The organism is Paracoccus sp. NIOT.M2S5SZ12 (genome assembly GCF_057748165.1).
Genome location: NZ_JBYLFR010000020.1, coordinates 42,031 through 55,773, shown reverse-complemented (window position 1 = coordinate 55,773; position 13,743 = coordinate 42,031). Strand labels below are relative to the sequence as shown.

At 67.8% G+C, this 13,743-nt stretch carries 17 protein-coding genes and 1 pseudogene; 5 read left to right on the top strand and 13 right to left on the bottom strand.

Annotated features, from left to right (window positions below):
• Positions 1–172: pseudogene (locus AC2SGK_RS15550) on the top strand (IS3 family transposase); the annotation flags it as partial.
• A 144-nt stretch (positions 173–316) separates the two neighbouring features.
• On the opposite strand, the gene AC2SGK_RS15545 reads toward AC2SGK_RS15550, so the two are convergent.
• The 6 genes from AC2SGK_RS15545 to AC2SGK_RS15520 form a co-directional block, all read right to left on the bottom strand.
• The gene (locus tag AC2SGK_RS15545) at positions 317–793 is read right to left on the bottom strand and encodes a DUF411 domain-containing protein (RefSeq protein WP_488324413.1); all 477 of its coding nucleotides are present in this window, start codon (positions 791–793) and stop codon (positions 317–319) included.
• A gap of 61 nt (positions 794–854) precedes the next feature.
• Positions 855–1,334, bottom strand: a complete 480-nt coding sequence (locus tag AC2SGK_RS15540; RefSeq protein ID WP_488324412.1) for a c-type cytochrome — start codon at positions 1,332–1,334, stop codon at positions 855–857.
• Between the two features lie 363 nt (positions 1,335–1,697).
• On the bottom strand, positions 1,698–2,039 hold the full coding sequence (locus AC2SGK_RS15535; protein ID WP_488324411.1) for a hypothetical protein: 342 nt from the start codon (positions 2,037–2,039) through the stop codon (positions 1,698–1,700).
• Between the two features lie 135 nt (positions 2,040–2,174).
• Entirely contained in the window at positions 2,175–2,450 is a 276-nt protein-coding gene (locus AC2SGK_RS15530; RefSeq protein ID WP_488324410.1) for a type II toxin-antitoxin system RelE/ParE family toxin, read from the bottom strand.
• Complete coding sequence (gene relB, locus AC2SGK_RS15525) at positions 2,443–2,736, bottom strand: type II toxin-antitoxin system RelB family antitoxin (RefSeq protein WP_084697598.1); 294 nt, start codon at positions 2,734–2,736, stop codon at positions 2,443–2,445. Before relB ends, AC2SGK_RS15530 begins: the two co-directional genes overlap by 8 nt.
• 48 nt (positions 2,737–2,784) lie before the next feature.
• Positions 2,785–4,176, bottom strand: a complete 1,392-nt coding sequence (locus AC2SGK_RS15520; protein WP_488324409.1) for an aldehyde dehydrogenase family protein — start codon at positions 4,174–4,176, stop codon at positions 2,785–2,787.
• Between the two features lie 144 nt (positions 4,177–4,320).
• Here AC2SGK_RS15520 and paaG point away from each other — a divergent pair, with 144 nt between their 5' ends.
• From paaG to AC2SGK_RS15500, 4 genes are all read left to right on the top strand, one after another.
• Positions 4,321–5,109 (top strand): 2-(1,2-epoxy-1,2-dihydrophenyl)acetyl-CoA isomerase PaaG, encoded by a 789-nt coding sequence (paaG, locus tag AC2SGK_RS15515; RefSeq protein WP_488324408.1) that lies wholly within the window; start codon positions 4,321–4,323, stop codon positions 5,107–5,109.
• Position 5,110: 1 nt separating this feature from the next.
• Positions 5,111–5,536, top strand: coding sequence for a hydroxyphenylacetyl-CoA thioesterase PaaI (gene paaI / locus AC2SGK_RS15510; protein ID WP_488324407.1), 426 nt, complete (start codon positions 5,111–5,113; stop codon positions 5,534–5,536).
• Positions 5,537–5,571: 35 nt separating this feature from the next.
• The gene (gene paaK, locus AC2SGK_RS15505) at positions 5,572–6,885 is read left to right on the top strand and encodes a phenylacetate--CoA ligase PaaK (RefSeq protein WP_488324406.1); all 1,314 of its coding nucleotides are present in this window, start codon (positions 5,572–5,574) and stop codon (positions 6,883–6,885) included.
• 75 nt (positions 6,886–6,960) lie between these two features.
• Positions 6,961–7,560, top strand: a complete 600-nt coding sequence (locus AC2SGK_RS15500) for a TetR/AcrR family transcriptional regulator (RefSeq protein WP_488324405.1) — start codon at positions 6,961–6,963, stop codon at positions 7,558–7,560.
• Here the strand turns inward: AC2SGK_RS15500 and AC2SGK_RS15495 are convergent.
• Genes AC2SGK_RS15495 through paaB form a run of 7 tightly spaced genes read right to left on the bottom strand, consistent with a single transcriptional unit; the run spans position 7,544 to position 13,714 of the window.
• Positions 7,544–8,158, bottom strand: a complete 615-nt coding sequence (locus AC2SGK_RS15495; protein WP_488324404.1) for an acyltransferase — start codon at positions 8,156–8,158, stop codon at positions 7,544–7,546. The genes AC2SGK_RS15500 and AC2SGK_RS15495 overlap by 17 nt on opposite strands.
• Positions 8,155–10,218, bottom strand: coding sequence for a phenylacetic acid degradation bifunctional protein PaaZ (paaZ, locus tag AC2SGK_RS15490; protein WP_488324403.1), 2,064 nt, complete (start codon positions 10,216–10,218; stop codon positions 8,155–8,157). Before paaZ ends, AC2SGK_RS15495 begins: the two co-directional genes overlap by 4 nt.
• A gap of 16 nt (positions 10,219–10,234) precedes the next feature.
• Entirely contained in the window at positions 10,235–10,969 is a 735-nt protein-coding gene (locus AC2SGK_RS15485; RefSeq protein ID WP_488324402.1) for a Phenylacetic acid catabolic protein, read from the bottom strand.
• 4 nt (positions 10,970–10,973) lie between these two features.
• Positions 10,974–12,050 carry a 1,2-phenylacetyl-CoA epoxidase subunit PaaE gene (gene paaE, locus AC2SGK_RS15480; protein WP_488324401.1) on the bottom strand — a complete coding sequence of 359 codons (1,077 nt, stop codon included), beginning with the start codon at positions 12,048–12,050 and terminating at the stop codon, positions 10,974–10,976.
• Between the two features lie 10 nt (positions 12,051–12,060).
• Complete coding sequence (gene paaD, locus AC2SGK_RS15475; protein WP_488324400.1) at positions 12,061–12,582, bottom strand: 1,2-phenylacetyl-CoA epoxidase subunit PaaD; 522 nt, start codon at positions 12,580–12,582, stop codon at positions 12,061–12,063.
• A complete protein-coding gene (gene paaC, locus AC2SGK_RS15470) occupies positions 12,579–13,430 on the bottom strand; it encodes a 1,2-phenylacetyl-CoA epoxidase subunit PaaC (protein WP_488324399.1) in 852 nt (283 codons plus the stop codon). Before paaC ends, paaD begins: the two co-directional genes overlap by 4 nt.
• Positions 13,430–13,714: a 1,2-phenylacetyl-CoA epoxidase subunit PaaB gene (gene paaB / locus AC2SGK_RS15465; RefSeq protein WP_488324398.1), complete on the bottom strand. Its 285-nt coding sequence runs from the start codon at positions 13,712–13,714 to the stop codon at positions 13,430–13,432. The genes paaC and paaB overlap by 1 nt, the downstream gene beginning before the upstream one ends.
• Positions 13,715–13,743: the final 29 nt, after the last annotated feature.

Here is a 13,743-nt window from a genome sequence, read left to right as displayed (position 1 = left end):
CATCTACCGACGCGGCCCCTGGCGCAGCTTCGAGGCCGTCGAATATGCCACGCTGGAATGGGTCGACTGGTTCAACAACCGCCGTCTCCTCGAGCCGATCGGGAACATCCCGCCCGCTGAAGCCGAGGCCAACTTCTACGCAGCTCTGGAAACTGAACCCATAGCCGCGTAACTAAAGACAATCAGCCTCCGGCAAACCCGGCGCGGTTCAAGCTGGGCCCTGACGATCCGCATGCAGCAAGGGATGCGAGCATCGCCAGCGACGCATGTCGGCGATTAAAGGTCATCATAGAGAGAGCTCCTTGGAGATCATGCTTCAGGCCGACGCAGCGGCGTATCGGTTAAAGATCGTGTGGCTTCCATCCTTGAGCACGAGCAGGACATCATAAGCCTCACGGCGGCTTTCCGGGCCCATTCCGGGGCTGCCATAGGGCATGCCCGGACCGGTCAGGCCAAGGGCGTCGGGACGCTCTTGAAGCAGTTTGCGGATATCGGTGGCTGGGACATGTCCTTCCACGAAATAGCCCTCGACCGACCCGGTGTGACAAGACGTCAGGTCGATGGGAACGCCGAGGTCGATCTTGTGCTGCATGAGAAGCGTGCCGAAACGCTCCTCACTCGTGACCTGAAAGCCGGCATTCTGAAGGTGCTGTGTCCATTGCCGACAGCATTCGCACCCCCTGCCCTCCACGACATGGATGGCGGTGGAAACAACAGGTAGCTGGCCGAATGCAGGCAGTGCGGTCACGGCGGCGGCGGCACATAACACGAAGCGACGGGTGACGAAGTTCAACGCCGATCCTCCCAGAAAAGGCGGCCAGGGGCCGCCGACAGGCTTGTGGATTTTGCTGCAATCATTCTTCGGGTCCCTCACGGTCGGAGACCTCGGCCTGATACTCGTATTGGCGCTTGGGCCGTGTGCTTTTGATGTAGGCCAGGGTGGCGCGGATTTCCGCATCCGTCAGAATGCCCTCGAAGGCCGGCATGTCGCTCTCATAGCCAGGCACGACACCACTGACCCCTAGCTTGGTCAGTGTGAACAGCTGATTGTCGGAGTGGTGCCATGTATGCCCCGTTTCGTCATGGGGCGGTGCCGGCATCCGCCCGTTCTCCAGGGGACGTTTCCAGTCGGGCTGTCCTTCCAGATCCGGGCCGTGGCATGACGCGCAATTTTGCGCGTAGAGTTCTTTTCCTTGTACGATCTCCTGCGCGGTTACTGGAGCACCCTGAAAAGCAACTTCAGCCCTTTCGGACCGATTAACCTGTGCGAAAGCCGCCACGGCCGCCATACCGGCAAATGACAGTCCGACGAGCAACAGAACCTGTGATCTCATGACGGCCCTCGCAGGTACTTGAGAAGGGCAGCGATGCCCAGGACCAGGAGGGCCAGGGCGAGAAGCGCAAAGAGTCCGCAGCTCAGCATCATCATGCCCGTCATGGGGCTATTCATCATTGTCATGCCGTTTCCCTCAGAAGAGGGTGGTCAAGCCATTCTTCGCAAGCCGCATTGACGGCAGAAATCTCAAGGAAAAACTCAGTGCGTAGAGCTGCATGCAAACTCTGCTGCATAGGACACCTGACTATCTGGATTTGAAACGGGACTGCGGACCTAAAGGGATTCAGCAGTCCTGGCAGCGAGCGAGCTCAAGGGGGCAAAACCTTGTGCGCACGCGTCGCCTGCCACAGCGGCAGTCGAATCAGATGAACGGGCGTGGGGGGCTTCGTAACGGCAGCCAATTCAGGTCACTGAACATGACATCGGCAACCTGCCGCTTCGAGAGGCGCCGAGCGTGTCTGAGATCAGAGGTCTGAAATTCAGGAACCGGGACGAAGCCCCCCGCCGCGCAGATCAGGTTGCAGGCTGCGGGGTCGATCTCTGCTTTGTCGCTGCAATCCTGGCATTCGGAGATGTCGAGACGGGTCATCGCCATCATCGCGTCATCATGCATTGACGCAGCAGCCATCGGCATAGGCATCATCGAGCCAGCCGCGAAAACGGTGAACGCAAAAAGAAAGATTGCCCGCAGATAGATCTTCATAGGTTTCGGGTTAACGGCATGCTGCAGAAAAATCCACGACAAGATGATCGCTTTGCCGTGACCGGAACAGGATGGATCTGACCGGGAAACTGCCGCTGAGCCGGCGCCCGCCCTTGTCCTTCGACCGATCGCTTATCAGGGCCACATCTGCGCGGCATGAAGCACGCGAAGGATCGTCACGACAGACGGCGTCTCGGCATAGATCACAATGTAGTTCGGGCGAACGACCAACTCACGTGGTCCCTGAACGCGTCCTGACCGGCACCGCTTGGGATGCATTGGAAGTTGCGCAACCTTTCCCTGAATTTCCTCCATCAGAGCAAGAGCAGCATCAGGATTGTCATCCGAGATATAGTCAACAATTGCCATGAGGTCGGCGACCGCGAAGGCTTTCCATTCGAGTTCAGGCACCCCGTTTGCCGTCGATCAATGCCCGGGCGTCACGCATGACTTGGTCATGTGGAACGCCAGGTCGGGTATCTGTCAGCGCTTCCTGCACTTTCGCCCGGAACCAGCTATCATAGCTTTGAGGATTTGCAGTCAGACCGGCCGGCAAACCCCCTTCAGCCGCCACACGGGTCAGCAGGATACGGACTGCGTCTGATAGGGTCAGGCCTACACCTGCCAGTGCGCTACTGGCTTGTGCCTTGAGATGATCGTCCACACGGACATGCAGCATCGAGGTATGGGTGGGCATTCGAGCCTCCTGTGTATCTCATATGAGATACACAATGCCATAGAAGGATCAAGACTTGTTTGGCCTCGTCTCGCGCGCCAGCGCGGTGGCATGCGCCACCGCCGCCCCGGCATCCGGGCAGCGCACCAGGAACGCCACCGGACCAAAGCATTCGCCCTCGGCCACCCGGTCGCCCATCGCGGCGGCCAGCAGCATCGGCCGCCCGTCGCGGATCACCCGCGCGCCCTGGCGCAGCGCCTCCATCCGCGCGGCCGTGGCGGGGTTCGCGACCGCGCCCAGCACGCCCGCCGCCCGCGCCGGATCGGCCAGCAGCCGGTCCAGCGCATCCGCCAGCCCCTGCCCGACCTCATCGGGCGTCTTGTGACCCAGATTGCTGTCGATGCCGCCCGCGGGCACCAGGATGGTCTGCGGCGCGGTGCACATCTGCCCCGAATAGAGCGCCAGCGAAAAGGCGAGGTTGTCGCACATCCCCACGAAGTCGGGCGCGCCCAGGATGGTGACGGTGTTCACCCCTGCCTCTTCGGTGAACAGCCGTGCCTGACGCGCGTTCGCGCGCAGCCAGTTGCCGAATTCCGTGCCGCCGGTATAGTCGATGATCCGCACCGCCGGATCGGTGGCCAGCGCCTGCGTCACCGGCGCCTCCGCCGTATCGGCGGCCAGCAGGATCGCGTCCGCGGGCAGACCCGCCTCGGCGAAGACCGCGCGCAGGACCTGCACGGTCAGGGCCAGCGGCAGGATGGCGCGGGGATGCGGCTTGACGATGACCGGGTTGCCGGTCGCCAGGCTGGCGAAGATGCCGGGATAGCCGTTCCAGGTCGGGAAGGTGTTGCAGCCGATGGTCAGCGCCACGCCCAGGGGCACCAGCGTCCAGTGCTTTTCCAGGCGCAGGGCCGGGGCCTTGCCCTGCGGCTTTTCCCAGATCGCGTGGTCGGGAAAGCGCGTCATCTCCTCCCAAGCCAGGGCCACCGCCTCCAGCGCGCGGTCCTGGGCATGCGGGCCGCCCGCCTGAAAGGCCATCGCGAAGGCCTGCCCGGTCGTGTGCTGCGTCGCATGGGCGATGAGGAAGGACCGCGCGTTCAGACGCACCAGTGCCTCGATCAGCGCGCCGGTGCGGGCCTCGGGCGTGGCCTCAGCCAGCGCCTGCGCCGCGCCTTGGGCCGCGGCGATCAGCGTGGCGGGATCGGCCACGGGATAGGTGATGTCCAGCGCGCCGCCGAAGGGCGATTCCTCGGCCCCCGCGCGGCCCGTCTCCGGGTGGCCGGGCAGCGCGAAGGGCCGGCCCTTCAGCGCGTCGAAGGCGGCCTGCCCCGCCGCACGGGCGCCGGCGCCATAGATCGTCTCACTGGGGATTTCGGCGAAGGGCGCCCAGAAGCCGCGATCGGCCAGCGCCTTGCGCGCATCCTGCAGCAGCGCCTGATGGCGGTCAAAAAACGTGGTCATGGTCCCCTCCGTCGCGGCTGTCGCCAGCCTCCTCCCGACAGCGTTTATCATTGACCGACCGGTCGGTCTATGCAGCAAGTTTTTGAGGAGAGGCCGTATCTTTTCGATTGTTGCGCAGAAGGGTGCGGAAACAGGGGGAATCACATGACCGACACCGTGCTGGTCGATCTGGCCGATGGGGTGCTGACGCTGGTGCTGAACCGGCCCGACAGGCTGAACGCCTTCACCGAGGAAATGCACCTGGCCCTGCGCGCAGGCGTCCAGCGCGCCCATGACGACGGGGCCGTGCGCGCGGTCCTGCTGACCGGCGCGGGGCGCGGCTTCTGCGCGGGCCAGGATCTGGGCGACCGCGACCCCAGGAAGGGCGGCCCCGCCCCCGATCTGGGCCACACGCTGGAGACGCTCTACAACCCCACGCTGCGGCTGATCCGCGCGCTGGAGAAGCCGGTCGTCTGCGCGGTGAACGGGGTCGCGGCGGGGGCGGGCGCGAATATCGCGCTGGCCTGCGACATCGTGCTGGCGGCGCAATCGGCGCGGTTCATCCAGGCCTTCGCCAAGATCGGTCTGGTGCCCGATGCGGGCGGCAGCTGGTCCCTGCCGCATCTCTTGGGCGAGGCGCGCGCCAAGGCGCTGGCCCTGACCGCCGAGCCCCTGCCCGCCCCGCAGGCCGCCGAATGGGGGCTGATCTGGAAGGCCGTGCCCGACGACGCGCTGATGGATGAGGCCCGCGCGCTGGCGCGGTCGCTGGCTGCGGGTCCGACGCGCGGGCTGGGCCTGACCAAGCGGCTGATCCAGGCCGCCGCGACCAACAGCCTTGACGACCAGCTGGACCTGGAGCGCGATGCGCAGCGCGAGGCCGGCCGCAGCGCCGATTACGCCGAGGGGGTCGCGGCCTTCCTGGACAAGCGGCCCGCGGGTTTTCGGGGGGAATGAGATGACCGACGACGATCTGGCGCGCGCCTGCGCCACCGCCATGTGGGCCGAGGATCTGGCCTCGCAGCGCCTCGGGATGGTGCTGGAGGAAGTGGGGCCGGGCCGCGCGGTCCTGTCCATGACCGTCACCGACGACATGGTGAACGGACATGGCAGCGCGCATGGCGGCTTCATCTTCACGCTGGCCGACAGCGCCTTCGCCTTCGCCTGCAACACCGTCGATCAGCGCAGCGTCGGACAGCAGGCGTCGATCACCTATCTGGCCCCCGCCCGCGCGGGCGACCGCCTGACGGCCACCGCCGTGGAGCGCGCCCGCCCCGGTCGCAGCGGCCTCTATGACGTGACCGTCACCGGCCCGGACGGCGGCCTGATCGCCGAGTTCCGCGGCCATTCCCGCACCGTCAAGGGCCGCATCCTGGCCGACTGACCCGCCGCCATCTCTGGGAGGAGACATTGGATCACATGACCGCACCGACCGCCATCCTCGACCCGATCGAGACCGCCTCGCGCGACGAGATCGCGGCCCTTCAGCTCAGCCGCATGAAGCGCTCGCTGGACCATGCCTATCGGAACTCGGCCTTCTACCGGACGCGGTTCGAAGACCACGGCGTGCATCCGGACGACCTGCAGACGCTGGCCGATCTGGCGAAGTTCCCCTTCACCGTGAAGCAGGACCTGCGCGACACCTATCCCTTCGGCATGTTCGCGGTGCCGCGCGACAAGCTGGTCCGCATCCACGGCTCATCGGGCACCACGGGCAAGCCGACCGTCGTGGGCTATACCGCGGCCGACATCGACCATTGGGCGAACCTGGTCGCGCGTTCGATCCGGGCGGCGGGGGGGCGGCCCGGCGACATGCTGCACAACGCCTATGGCTATGGCCTTTTCACCGGCGGCATCGGCGCGCATTACGGGGCCGAACGGCTCGGCTGCACGGTGGTGCCCATGTCGGGCGGCATGACCGAACGCCAGGTCACGCTGATCAACGACTTCCGCCCGCGCATCATCATGGTCACGCCCAGCTACATGCTGTCGATTCTGGACGAGTTCCGCCGCCAAGGCCTGGACCCGCGCAAGAGCAGCCTGGAGGTGGGCATCTTCGGGGCCGAGCCCTGGACCAACGCCATGCGCGCCGAGATCGAGGAGGCCTTCGGCATGCAGGCCGTCGACATCTATGGCCTGTCCGAGGTCATGGGCCCCGGCGTCGCCCAGGAATGCGTCGAGACCAAGGATGGGCTGCATGTCTGGGAGGACCACTTCTACCCCGAGATCATCGACCCGGTGACCGGCACCCCCCTGCCCGACGGCCAGATGGGCGAGCTGGTCTTCACCACGCTGACCAAGGAGGGCCTGCCCATGGTCCGCTATCGCACGCGCGACCTGACGCGGCTGCTGCCCGGCACGGCGCGCGCCATGCGGCGGATCGAGAAGATCACCGGGCGCTGCGACGACATGATCATCCTGCGCGGCGTCAACGTCTTTCCCACCCAGATCGAGGAGCAGATCCTGAAATGCCCAGGCCTCGCGCCGCATTTCCAGATCGAGCTGACCCGCGCGGGCCGCATGGACGCCATGGCCGTGCATGTCGAATGCACCCCCGACCGGGCGGCGCCCGAGGCCCGCGACGCCTCGGCTCGCGACCTGGCGCATCGGATCAAGTCGGTGGTGGGCATCTCGACCACGGTCCGGGTCCCGGATCCCGGCGGCATCGCCCGGTCCGAGGGCAAGGCCCGGCGCGTCATCGACAACCGCCCCAAGGAGCCGTCCGCCGGGTGACAGTCCGGGCCTCAGGCCCTAAATCGCGGGGACAGGCCCCCTGCCCCGCCGATTCCCCGCCGACGAAGGACCGCCATGGCCCGCACACGCGCCCAAGATTTCGAAGAGAAGCAACGCGTCATTTTGGATGCGGCGGCCCAGGTCTTTGCCGAACAGGGCATGGAGAAGGCCTCCATGGCGCAGGTCGCCGCCCGCGCGCAGGTGTCCAAGGCCCTGCTCTATCACTACTGTCCGGGCAAGGACGCGCTGATCTTCGCGATCATCACCACCCATCTGGAGGAGCTGGACGCGGCCATCGACGCGGCCGACGATGCCGCCCTGCCCCCGGATCAGCGGCTGCGGCGGCTGGTCGGTGCGGTGCTGGAAAGCTATCGCGGCGCCGATGATCAGCACAAGGTGCAGCTGAACGCCACCGCCGCCCTGTCCGACGACCAGAAGGCCGCCATCACCGCGCTGGAGCGCGGCATCGTGCGGCGGTTCTCGGTCGTGCTGGACCAGATCAATCCCGACCTGAACGACCGCGAGCGGCCGCTGCTGATGCCGGTCACCATGTCGCTGTTCGGGATGATGAACTGGGTCTACATGTGGTTCAGGGATGGCGGCCGGATCTCGCGCGACGACTATGCCGACGTGGCCACCACGCTGATCCTGGAGGGCATCAAGTCGGTGCGCTGAGCCGCCGCTGGATCAGCAGCGGATCGTATTCCGGCGCCTCGGCGCGGCGGCGGTCCGGTTCGGGCGCGTCCAGCGCGGTGGTGGGGGTCAGCCGGTCGCGCGCCTCCAGCGCCAGGCGCTGATAGATTGCGGTGCCGCGGGTCTTCCAGTCGATCTCCTCCGCGCTTAGCATCCGCACCACGCGCGCGGGCGATCCGACCGCCAGCGCGCCGTCGGGGATTTGGACGCCCGCCTTGACGAAGGCCATGGCCGCGACGATCGCATTCGCGCCGATCCGCGCCTCGTCCATGACGACCGCGTTCATGCCGATCATGGCGTTCCGACCGACATGGCAGCCGTGCAGGACCGCGCCATGGCCCACATGGCCGCCCTCTTCCACCACGACATCCTTGCCGGGAAAGGAATGGACCACGCAGGTCTCCTGCACGTTGCAGCCGCGCTCCAGCACGATCCGCCCGAAATCGCCGCGCAGCACCGCGCCGGGGCCGACATAGACCCCCGCCCCCACGATCACGTCGCCGATCACCGTGGCGTCGGGATGCACGAAGGCCGCGGGGTCGATGACCGGACGGATGCCGTCCCAGGCCCAGAGGCTCATTCGACGGCCACCTGCGTTGCGGACCAGGTCTTGGCGACCATGGTCAGCACGTCATATTGCGCGGCGACGGTGCCGTCCTGCTTGGTGACCTGGCAATCCCACCGGACCTCGCCGTGATCGGCATTGGCGCGGGGGTTGATCTCCTTGCAGGTCAGGCGGACCTGCAGCGTGTCGCCGAAATAGACCGGCGACAGGAAGCGCATGTTGTCCACGCCGTAATTGGCCAGCACCGGGCCGGGCGCCGGATCGACGAACAGCCCCGCCGCGAAGGACGCGATCAGATAGCCATGCGCCACGCGGTCCTCGAAGAACGGGTTCGCGCGGGCCGCGTCGCTGTCCATGTGCGCATAGAAGGTGTCGCCGGTGAAATGGGCGAAATGCTCGACATCCTCCTGCGTGACGGGCCGCGCGGCGGTGACCAGCTGGTCGCCGACGCGCAGCTCGGCCAGCGACTTGCGAAAGGGGTGGGTGCCGGTCCGGGCGGGCGCGCCCTCGGACCAGCGGCCCGTCACCGCGGCCAGAAGGCAGGGCGCGCCCTGCACCGCGGTGCGCTGCATGTAGTGCTTGACGCCGCGCATGCCGCCCAGCTCCTCGCCGCCGCCGGCGCGGCCCGGACCGCCATGGACCAGCCCCGCCAGGGGCGAGCCGTGCCCGGTCGATGATTTGGCCGACACGCGGTTCCCGATCATCACCCGGCCGTGGAAGGGGGCCAGGCCCAGCACCATCGCCTCGGCCACCCGCGCGTCGTCGGTGAAGACCGAGGAGACCAGCGACCCCTTGCCCATCGCGGCCAGCGTCACGGCCTGATCGACCCCCTCATAGGGCATCAGGGTCGCCACCGGGCCGAACGCCTCGCAGTCATGCACCGCCGCGGCGGCCGTCGGATCGTCCGCACGCAGCAGCACGGGCGCGATGAAGGCCCCGGCCTCCAGCCCCGCCGGAACCGCGTCGGGATCGCCCGCCACGATGCGGGCCACGGCCTGCAATTCGCGGATGCGGTCGCGGACCTCGTCGCGCTGCTCTTGGCTCGCCAGGGGACCCATGCGCGTGCCCTCCGCCGCGGGCAGGCCCAGGGTCGCGCCCGCAAGCCGCGCGGCCAGCGCCGCCTGCACCGCGTCGATATGCGCCTCGGGCACCATCACGCGGCGGATCGCGGTGCATTTCTGCCCCGCCTTGGAGGTCATCTCGCGCGCGACCTCGCGCACGAACAGGTCGAATTCCGGCGTCCCCGGCCCCGCATCCGGCCCCAGGATCGAGGCGTTCAGGCTGTCGGCCTCCATCGTGAAGCGGGTGGAATTCTCCACGATCGCCTTGTGGCTGCGCAGCCTGCGCCCCGTCGCCGCCGATCCGGTGAAGGTCACCACGTCCTGCCCCGTCACATGATCCAGCAGATCGCCCACCGACCCGCAGATCAGCTGCAGCGCGCCTGCGGGCAGGATGCCCGTGTCTTGGATCGCCCGCACCACCGTTTCGGTCAGATATGCGGTCTGGGACGCAGGCTTGACGATGCAGGGCATCCCCGCCAGCAGCGCGGGCGCGATCTTCTCCAGCATCCCCCAGACCGGGAAGTTGTAGGCGTTGATATGGACCGCGACCCCCCGCAGCGGCGTCAGGATGTGCTGGGCCGAGAAGCTGTGGTCCTTGGACAGCGGCTCCAGGTCGCCGTCGGTCAGCACGCGCGTGTTGGGCAGGTCGCGCCGCCCCTTGGAGGCATAGGTCAGCATGGTGCCGATGCCGCCCTCGATATCGATCCAGCCATCGGCGCGCGTCGCCCCGGTGCGATGGCTTTCGGCGTAGAACGCCTCCTTGCGGGCCATCAGCGCCAGGCCGAGCGCCTTGAGCATGGCCGCGCGGTCGTGAAACGACATCGCCAGCAGCGCGGGCCCGCCGGTGCGGCGGCCCCAGTCCAGCGCGGCCGCCATGTCGATTCCGGTCGCATCGACATGCGCGACCAGCGCGCCGGTCGCGGCATCCAGCAGTGGCGCGCCCTCGCGGTCGCCGGGGGTCCAGCGCCCGCGGATCAGGCTTTCGAGGCGGCGGGGTGCAGCGGTGGTGCTCATCGGTCTTCCTTGGTCGTCAAAGGCCCAGTCCGGCCAGTTTCGCGGCGGCCAGCGTCCGCCATTCGGCGCAGAGCGCCTCGTTCCTGCGATGGCGCAGGCCCATCGCCGCCAGCCGGTCGAAGCGGTCCGATCCCGCCACGCCAAAGCCCGCCGCCACGCGGCCCATCCAGTAGTCGATGCTGGCGCGCACGCCCTCGGGGTCGCTGTGGGCCAGCCGCGCCAGCCCGTTCAGGCCCAGCTGCGCATGGCGCGCCTCGCGCGGGGCGATCTGGCGGAACGTGTCGGCCAGCGGACTGTAGGACAGCCGCGTCAGCTCGGTCATCTGTACGCCCGTGGCCAGGCCCTGCAGGACGTTCATCACCACCGCATCGGTCCAGCCCGTCAGCGGATGGTGAAAAACCGACAGCCGCATGTCGCCGGTCCGGCGCGCGGGCTCGGGATCGGCGTCGCGCGGCAGGCGGGCAGCCCAGTCATGCTGGCACTGATAGCGGGCGGTGTCGGTGCCGAAATCCGCCATCACGGCCAGCACGCGCTCCGCGTGATCGGCCTTTTCCAGCGTGATCCGGCAGGCGGCGATGCGTTCGGTGATGCCGGGCGCCGCGTTGATGACCCCTGCGAAGCCCGCCGATGCCGCCAGTTCGCTGTCCACGAACGATCCCATCAGCCGCAGCAGCTCGCCGCGATAGCGGGCGGGCACGTTGCCGGGCGCGGTCAGCCGGCCGCCCTGCGCCAGATAGTCCTCAATCGCCATCGCGTCATTCGTCATAGCTGACCACCACCCGTTCGCTGACCGGAAAGGCCTGGCAGGACAGCACATAGCCCGCCCGCACCTCGTAATCCTCCAGCGCGTGGTTCACGGCCATCTCGACCTCGCCCTCCAGCACCTTGCAGCGGCAGGTGGAACAGACGCCCGCCTTGCAGGAATAGGGCGCGTCCAGGTTCGCCGACAGGGCGGCGTCCAGGATGGACTGCCCCTGCCGCGACATCTCGAAATGCCGCACCGTGCCGTCCAGCATCACGCTGGCCTGCGTGCCGGCCCCCGGCGCCACCGCATGCGCGGAGACGGCGGGCGCGCGGGCGCGGCCCGGCTGGCCGCTGGCGAACAGCTCGAACTTGATCTGCGCATCGTCCAGGCCGTGGTCGCGCAGGGACGCCGCGATGGCCAGCATCATCGGCTCGGGGCCGCAGATATAGGCCAGGTCGACCGATTTCGGGTCGATCCAGGCGCGGAACAACTGCACCATCTTTTCGGCGTCAATGCGGCCGGTGAACAGGTCGATCTCCTGCCCCTCCTGCTCCAGCACATGGATCACCGACAGGCGGCCCAGATACAGGTTCTTCAGGTCCTCCAGTTCCTCGCGGAACATGATCGTGCTGATCTGGCGGTTGGCATAGACCAGCGTGAACCGCGACGCAGGCTCACGCGCCAGAACCGTCTTGATGATCGACAGCAGCGGCGTGATCCCCGAGCCGCCCGCAAAGCCCAGATAATGCCGCGCGGCATCCGCATCCAGCGCGGTAAAGAACCGCCCCGTCGGCGGCATCGCCTCGATCTGGTCGCCCGGCGACAGGTTCTCGTTCGCCCAGGTCGAGAAGGCCCCGCCATCGACGCGCTTGATGCCCACGCGCAGGCAGCCCTCGTCCAGCCCCGCGCAGATGGAATAGCTGCGGCGCAGCTCCTCGCCGTCGAAATCGCGGCGGAAGGTCAGATACTGGCCCTGGGTGAAGTCGAACAGGGCGCGGTCCTCCGGGCGCGGGGCCAGGGTCACGACCACCGCGTCCCGCGTCTCGCGCCGGACCTCGGTGACCGTCAGGGGGTGGAAGCGGGCCATGGGGCGTTCCTCAGATGCATTTGAAATAGTCGAAGGGTTCCAGGCAGTCGGTGCAGCGCCAGCTGGCCTTGCAGGGCGTCGAGCCGGATTGGCTGAGCCGTTCCGTGGCCCCCGATCCGCAGCGCGGGCAGGCGACGGTCAGGTTCGATGCGCCCGCCAGCCGCGCGATGCGCCCGGCCAGCCGCCCATCCGCCGCCGTCCCGTCGATAGGCGGCGCGATGCCATAGGCCCGCAGCTTCTCACGGCCCTCGGGCGTGATCCAGTCGGTGGTCCAGGGGGGCGACAGCCGGCGCCGCAGCTCCAGCCGCTCGATCCCTCGGGCACGCAGCGCGGCCTCGATGTCCAGGTTGATGACGCCGGTGGCGGGGCAGCCCGAATAGGTCGGTGTGACGGTCACCACCAGCGTGTCGCCCTCCCAGGCCACGTCGCGGATGATGCCCAGATCGGTCAGCGAGATCACCGGGATCTCCGGGTCCGGCACCTGGGACAGCCAGTCCCAGACCTGGCCCGGATCGACCGCCACCCCTGTCACCAGCGCGCACCGGGATAGGCGCGCTGCAAAAACTGCATCTGCGCCAGCACATGGCCCAGATGTTCGCTGTGCACGCCGCGCTTGCCGCCGCCCATGCCGGTGGTGCCCTGCTGCCAGACATCGCCCGGATGGGTCAGCGTGGCCTCCTCCAGCACCTGCGCGACGGTGCGGTCCCAGGCCGGGCGCAGGCTGGACGGCAAGGGCATCACCCCGGCATCGGCCAGCGCGCGGTCGTGGTCGTCATCGGTGAACATCTCTCCGGTGAAGGACCACAGCGCGGTCAGCGCCGCCTGCATCCGGTCATGGCTTTCGGCCGATCCGTCGCCAAGCCGCACCACCAGATCGGCCGAGCGTTCCAGGTGATAGGCGGCCTCCTTCCAGGCCTTGGCCGCGATCTCGGCGATGCGCGGGTCGGCGGAGGCGCGCGCCGCCTCCAGCAGTTCCAGATGGAAGGCATCGAACAGGAACTGCCGCATCAGCGTATGGCCGAAATCACCGTTCGGACGCTCGACCAGCAGCAGGTTGCGGAAGGCGCCCGCGTCGCGCAGGAAGGCCAGATCGTCAGCGGTCCTGCCCCGGCCCTCGATCTCGGCAGCCAGGCCCAGCCACAGCTGGCACTGCCCGATCAGGTCCAGCGCCTGGTTGGCCAGCGCGATGTCCTCCTCCAGCGCGGGGCCGTGGCCGCACCATTCCGACAGGCGCTGGCCCAGGATCAGGGCGTTGTCGCCGGTGCGCAGAAGCCATTCGACCAGCGCGTCGCGGTTGGCCTCCTGCGGGGCGGGGTTGGGCGCACCGGCGGGGGCCAGGGTCTCCAACGCGGGGGTCATCACATCGGGCAGGGACGGCATCACATATGTCCGATCTCGGCGGGGATGTCGAAGAAGGTCGGGTGGCGATAGACCTTGTCATTCGCCGGGTCGAACATCGGCCCCTTTTCCGACGGGCTGGAGGCGGTGATCGCGCTGGACGGCACGACCCAGATCGACACGCCCTCGTTGCGGCGGGTATAGACGTCGCGCGCGTTGCGGATCGCCATCTCGGCGTCGGGGGCATGCAGGCTGCCCACATGGCGGTGGTTCAGGCCGTGCTGGCCGCGGATGAAGACCTCCCAAAGGGGCCATTCGCTGGACATGGGTTTCCTCCCTCAAATCTGGCGGGTGG

Coding starts and splice junctions, on each gene's coding strand:
- AC2SGK_RS15540 (WP_488324412.1), bottom strand. CDS start 1,334: ATGAGATCACAGGTTCTGTTGCTCGTCGGACTGTCATTTGCCGGTATG.
- AC2SGK_RS15535 (WP_488324411.1), bottom strand. CDS start 2,039: ATGAAGATCTATCTGCGGGCAATCTTTCTTTTTGCGTTCACCGTTTTC.
- relB (WP_084697598.1), bottom strand. CDS start 2,736: ATGCCCACCCATACCTCGATGCTGCATGTCCGTGTGGACGATCATCTC.
- AC2SGK_RS15520 (WP_488324409.1), bottom strand. CDS start 4,176: ATGACCACGTTTTTTGACCGCCATCAGGCGCTGCTGCAGGATGCGCGC.
- paaG (WP_488324408.1), top strand. CDS start 4,321: ATGACCGACACCGTGCTGGTCGATCTGGCCGATGGGGTGCTGACGCTG.
- paaI (WP_488324407.1), top strand. CDS start 5,111: ATGACCGACGACGATCTGGCGCGCGCCTGCGCCACCGCCATGTGGGCC.
- paaK (WP_488324406.1), top strand. CDS start 5,572: ATGACCGCACCGACCGCCATCCTCGACCCGATCGAGACCGCCTCGCGC.
- AC2SGK_RS15500 (WP_488324405.1), top strand. CDS start 6,961: ATGGCCCGCACACGCGCCCAAGATTTCGAAGAGAAGCAACGCGTCATT.
- AC2SGK_RS15495 (WP_488324404.1), bottom strand. CDS start 8,158: ATGAGCCTCTGGGCCTGGGACGGCATCCGTCCGGTCATCGACCCCGCG.
- paaZ (WP_488324403.1), bottom strand. CDS start 10,218: ATGAGCACCACCGCTGCACCCCGCCGCCTCGAAAGCCTGATCCGCGGG.
- AC2SGK_RS15485 (WP_488324402.1), bottom strand. CDS start 10,969: ATGGCGATTGAGGACTATCTGGCGCAGGGCGGCCGGCTGACCGCGCCC.
- paaE (WP_488324401.1), bottom strand. CDS start 12,050: ATGGCCCGCTTCCACCCCCTGACGGTCACCGAGGTCCGGCGCGAGACG.
- paaC (WP_488324399.1), bottom strand. CDS start 13,430: ATGCCGTCCCTGCCCGATGTGATGACCCCCGCGTTGGAGACCCTGGCC.
- paaB (WP_488324398.1), bottom strand. CDS start 13,714: ATGTCCAGCGAATGGCCCCTTTGGGAGGTCTTCATCCGCGGCCAGCAC.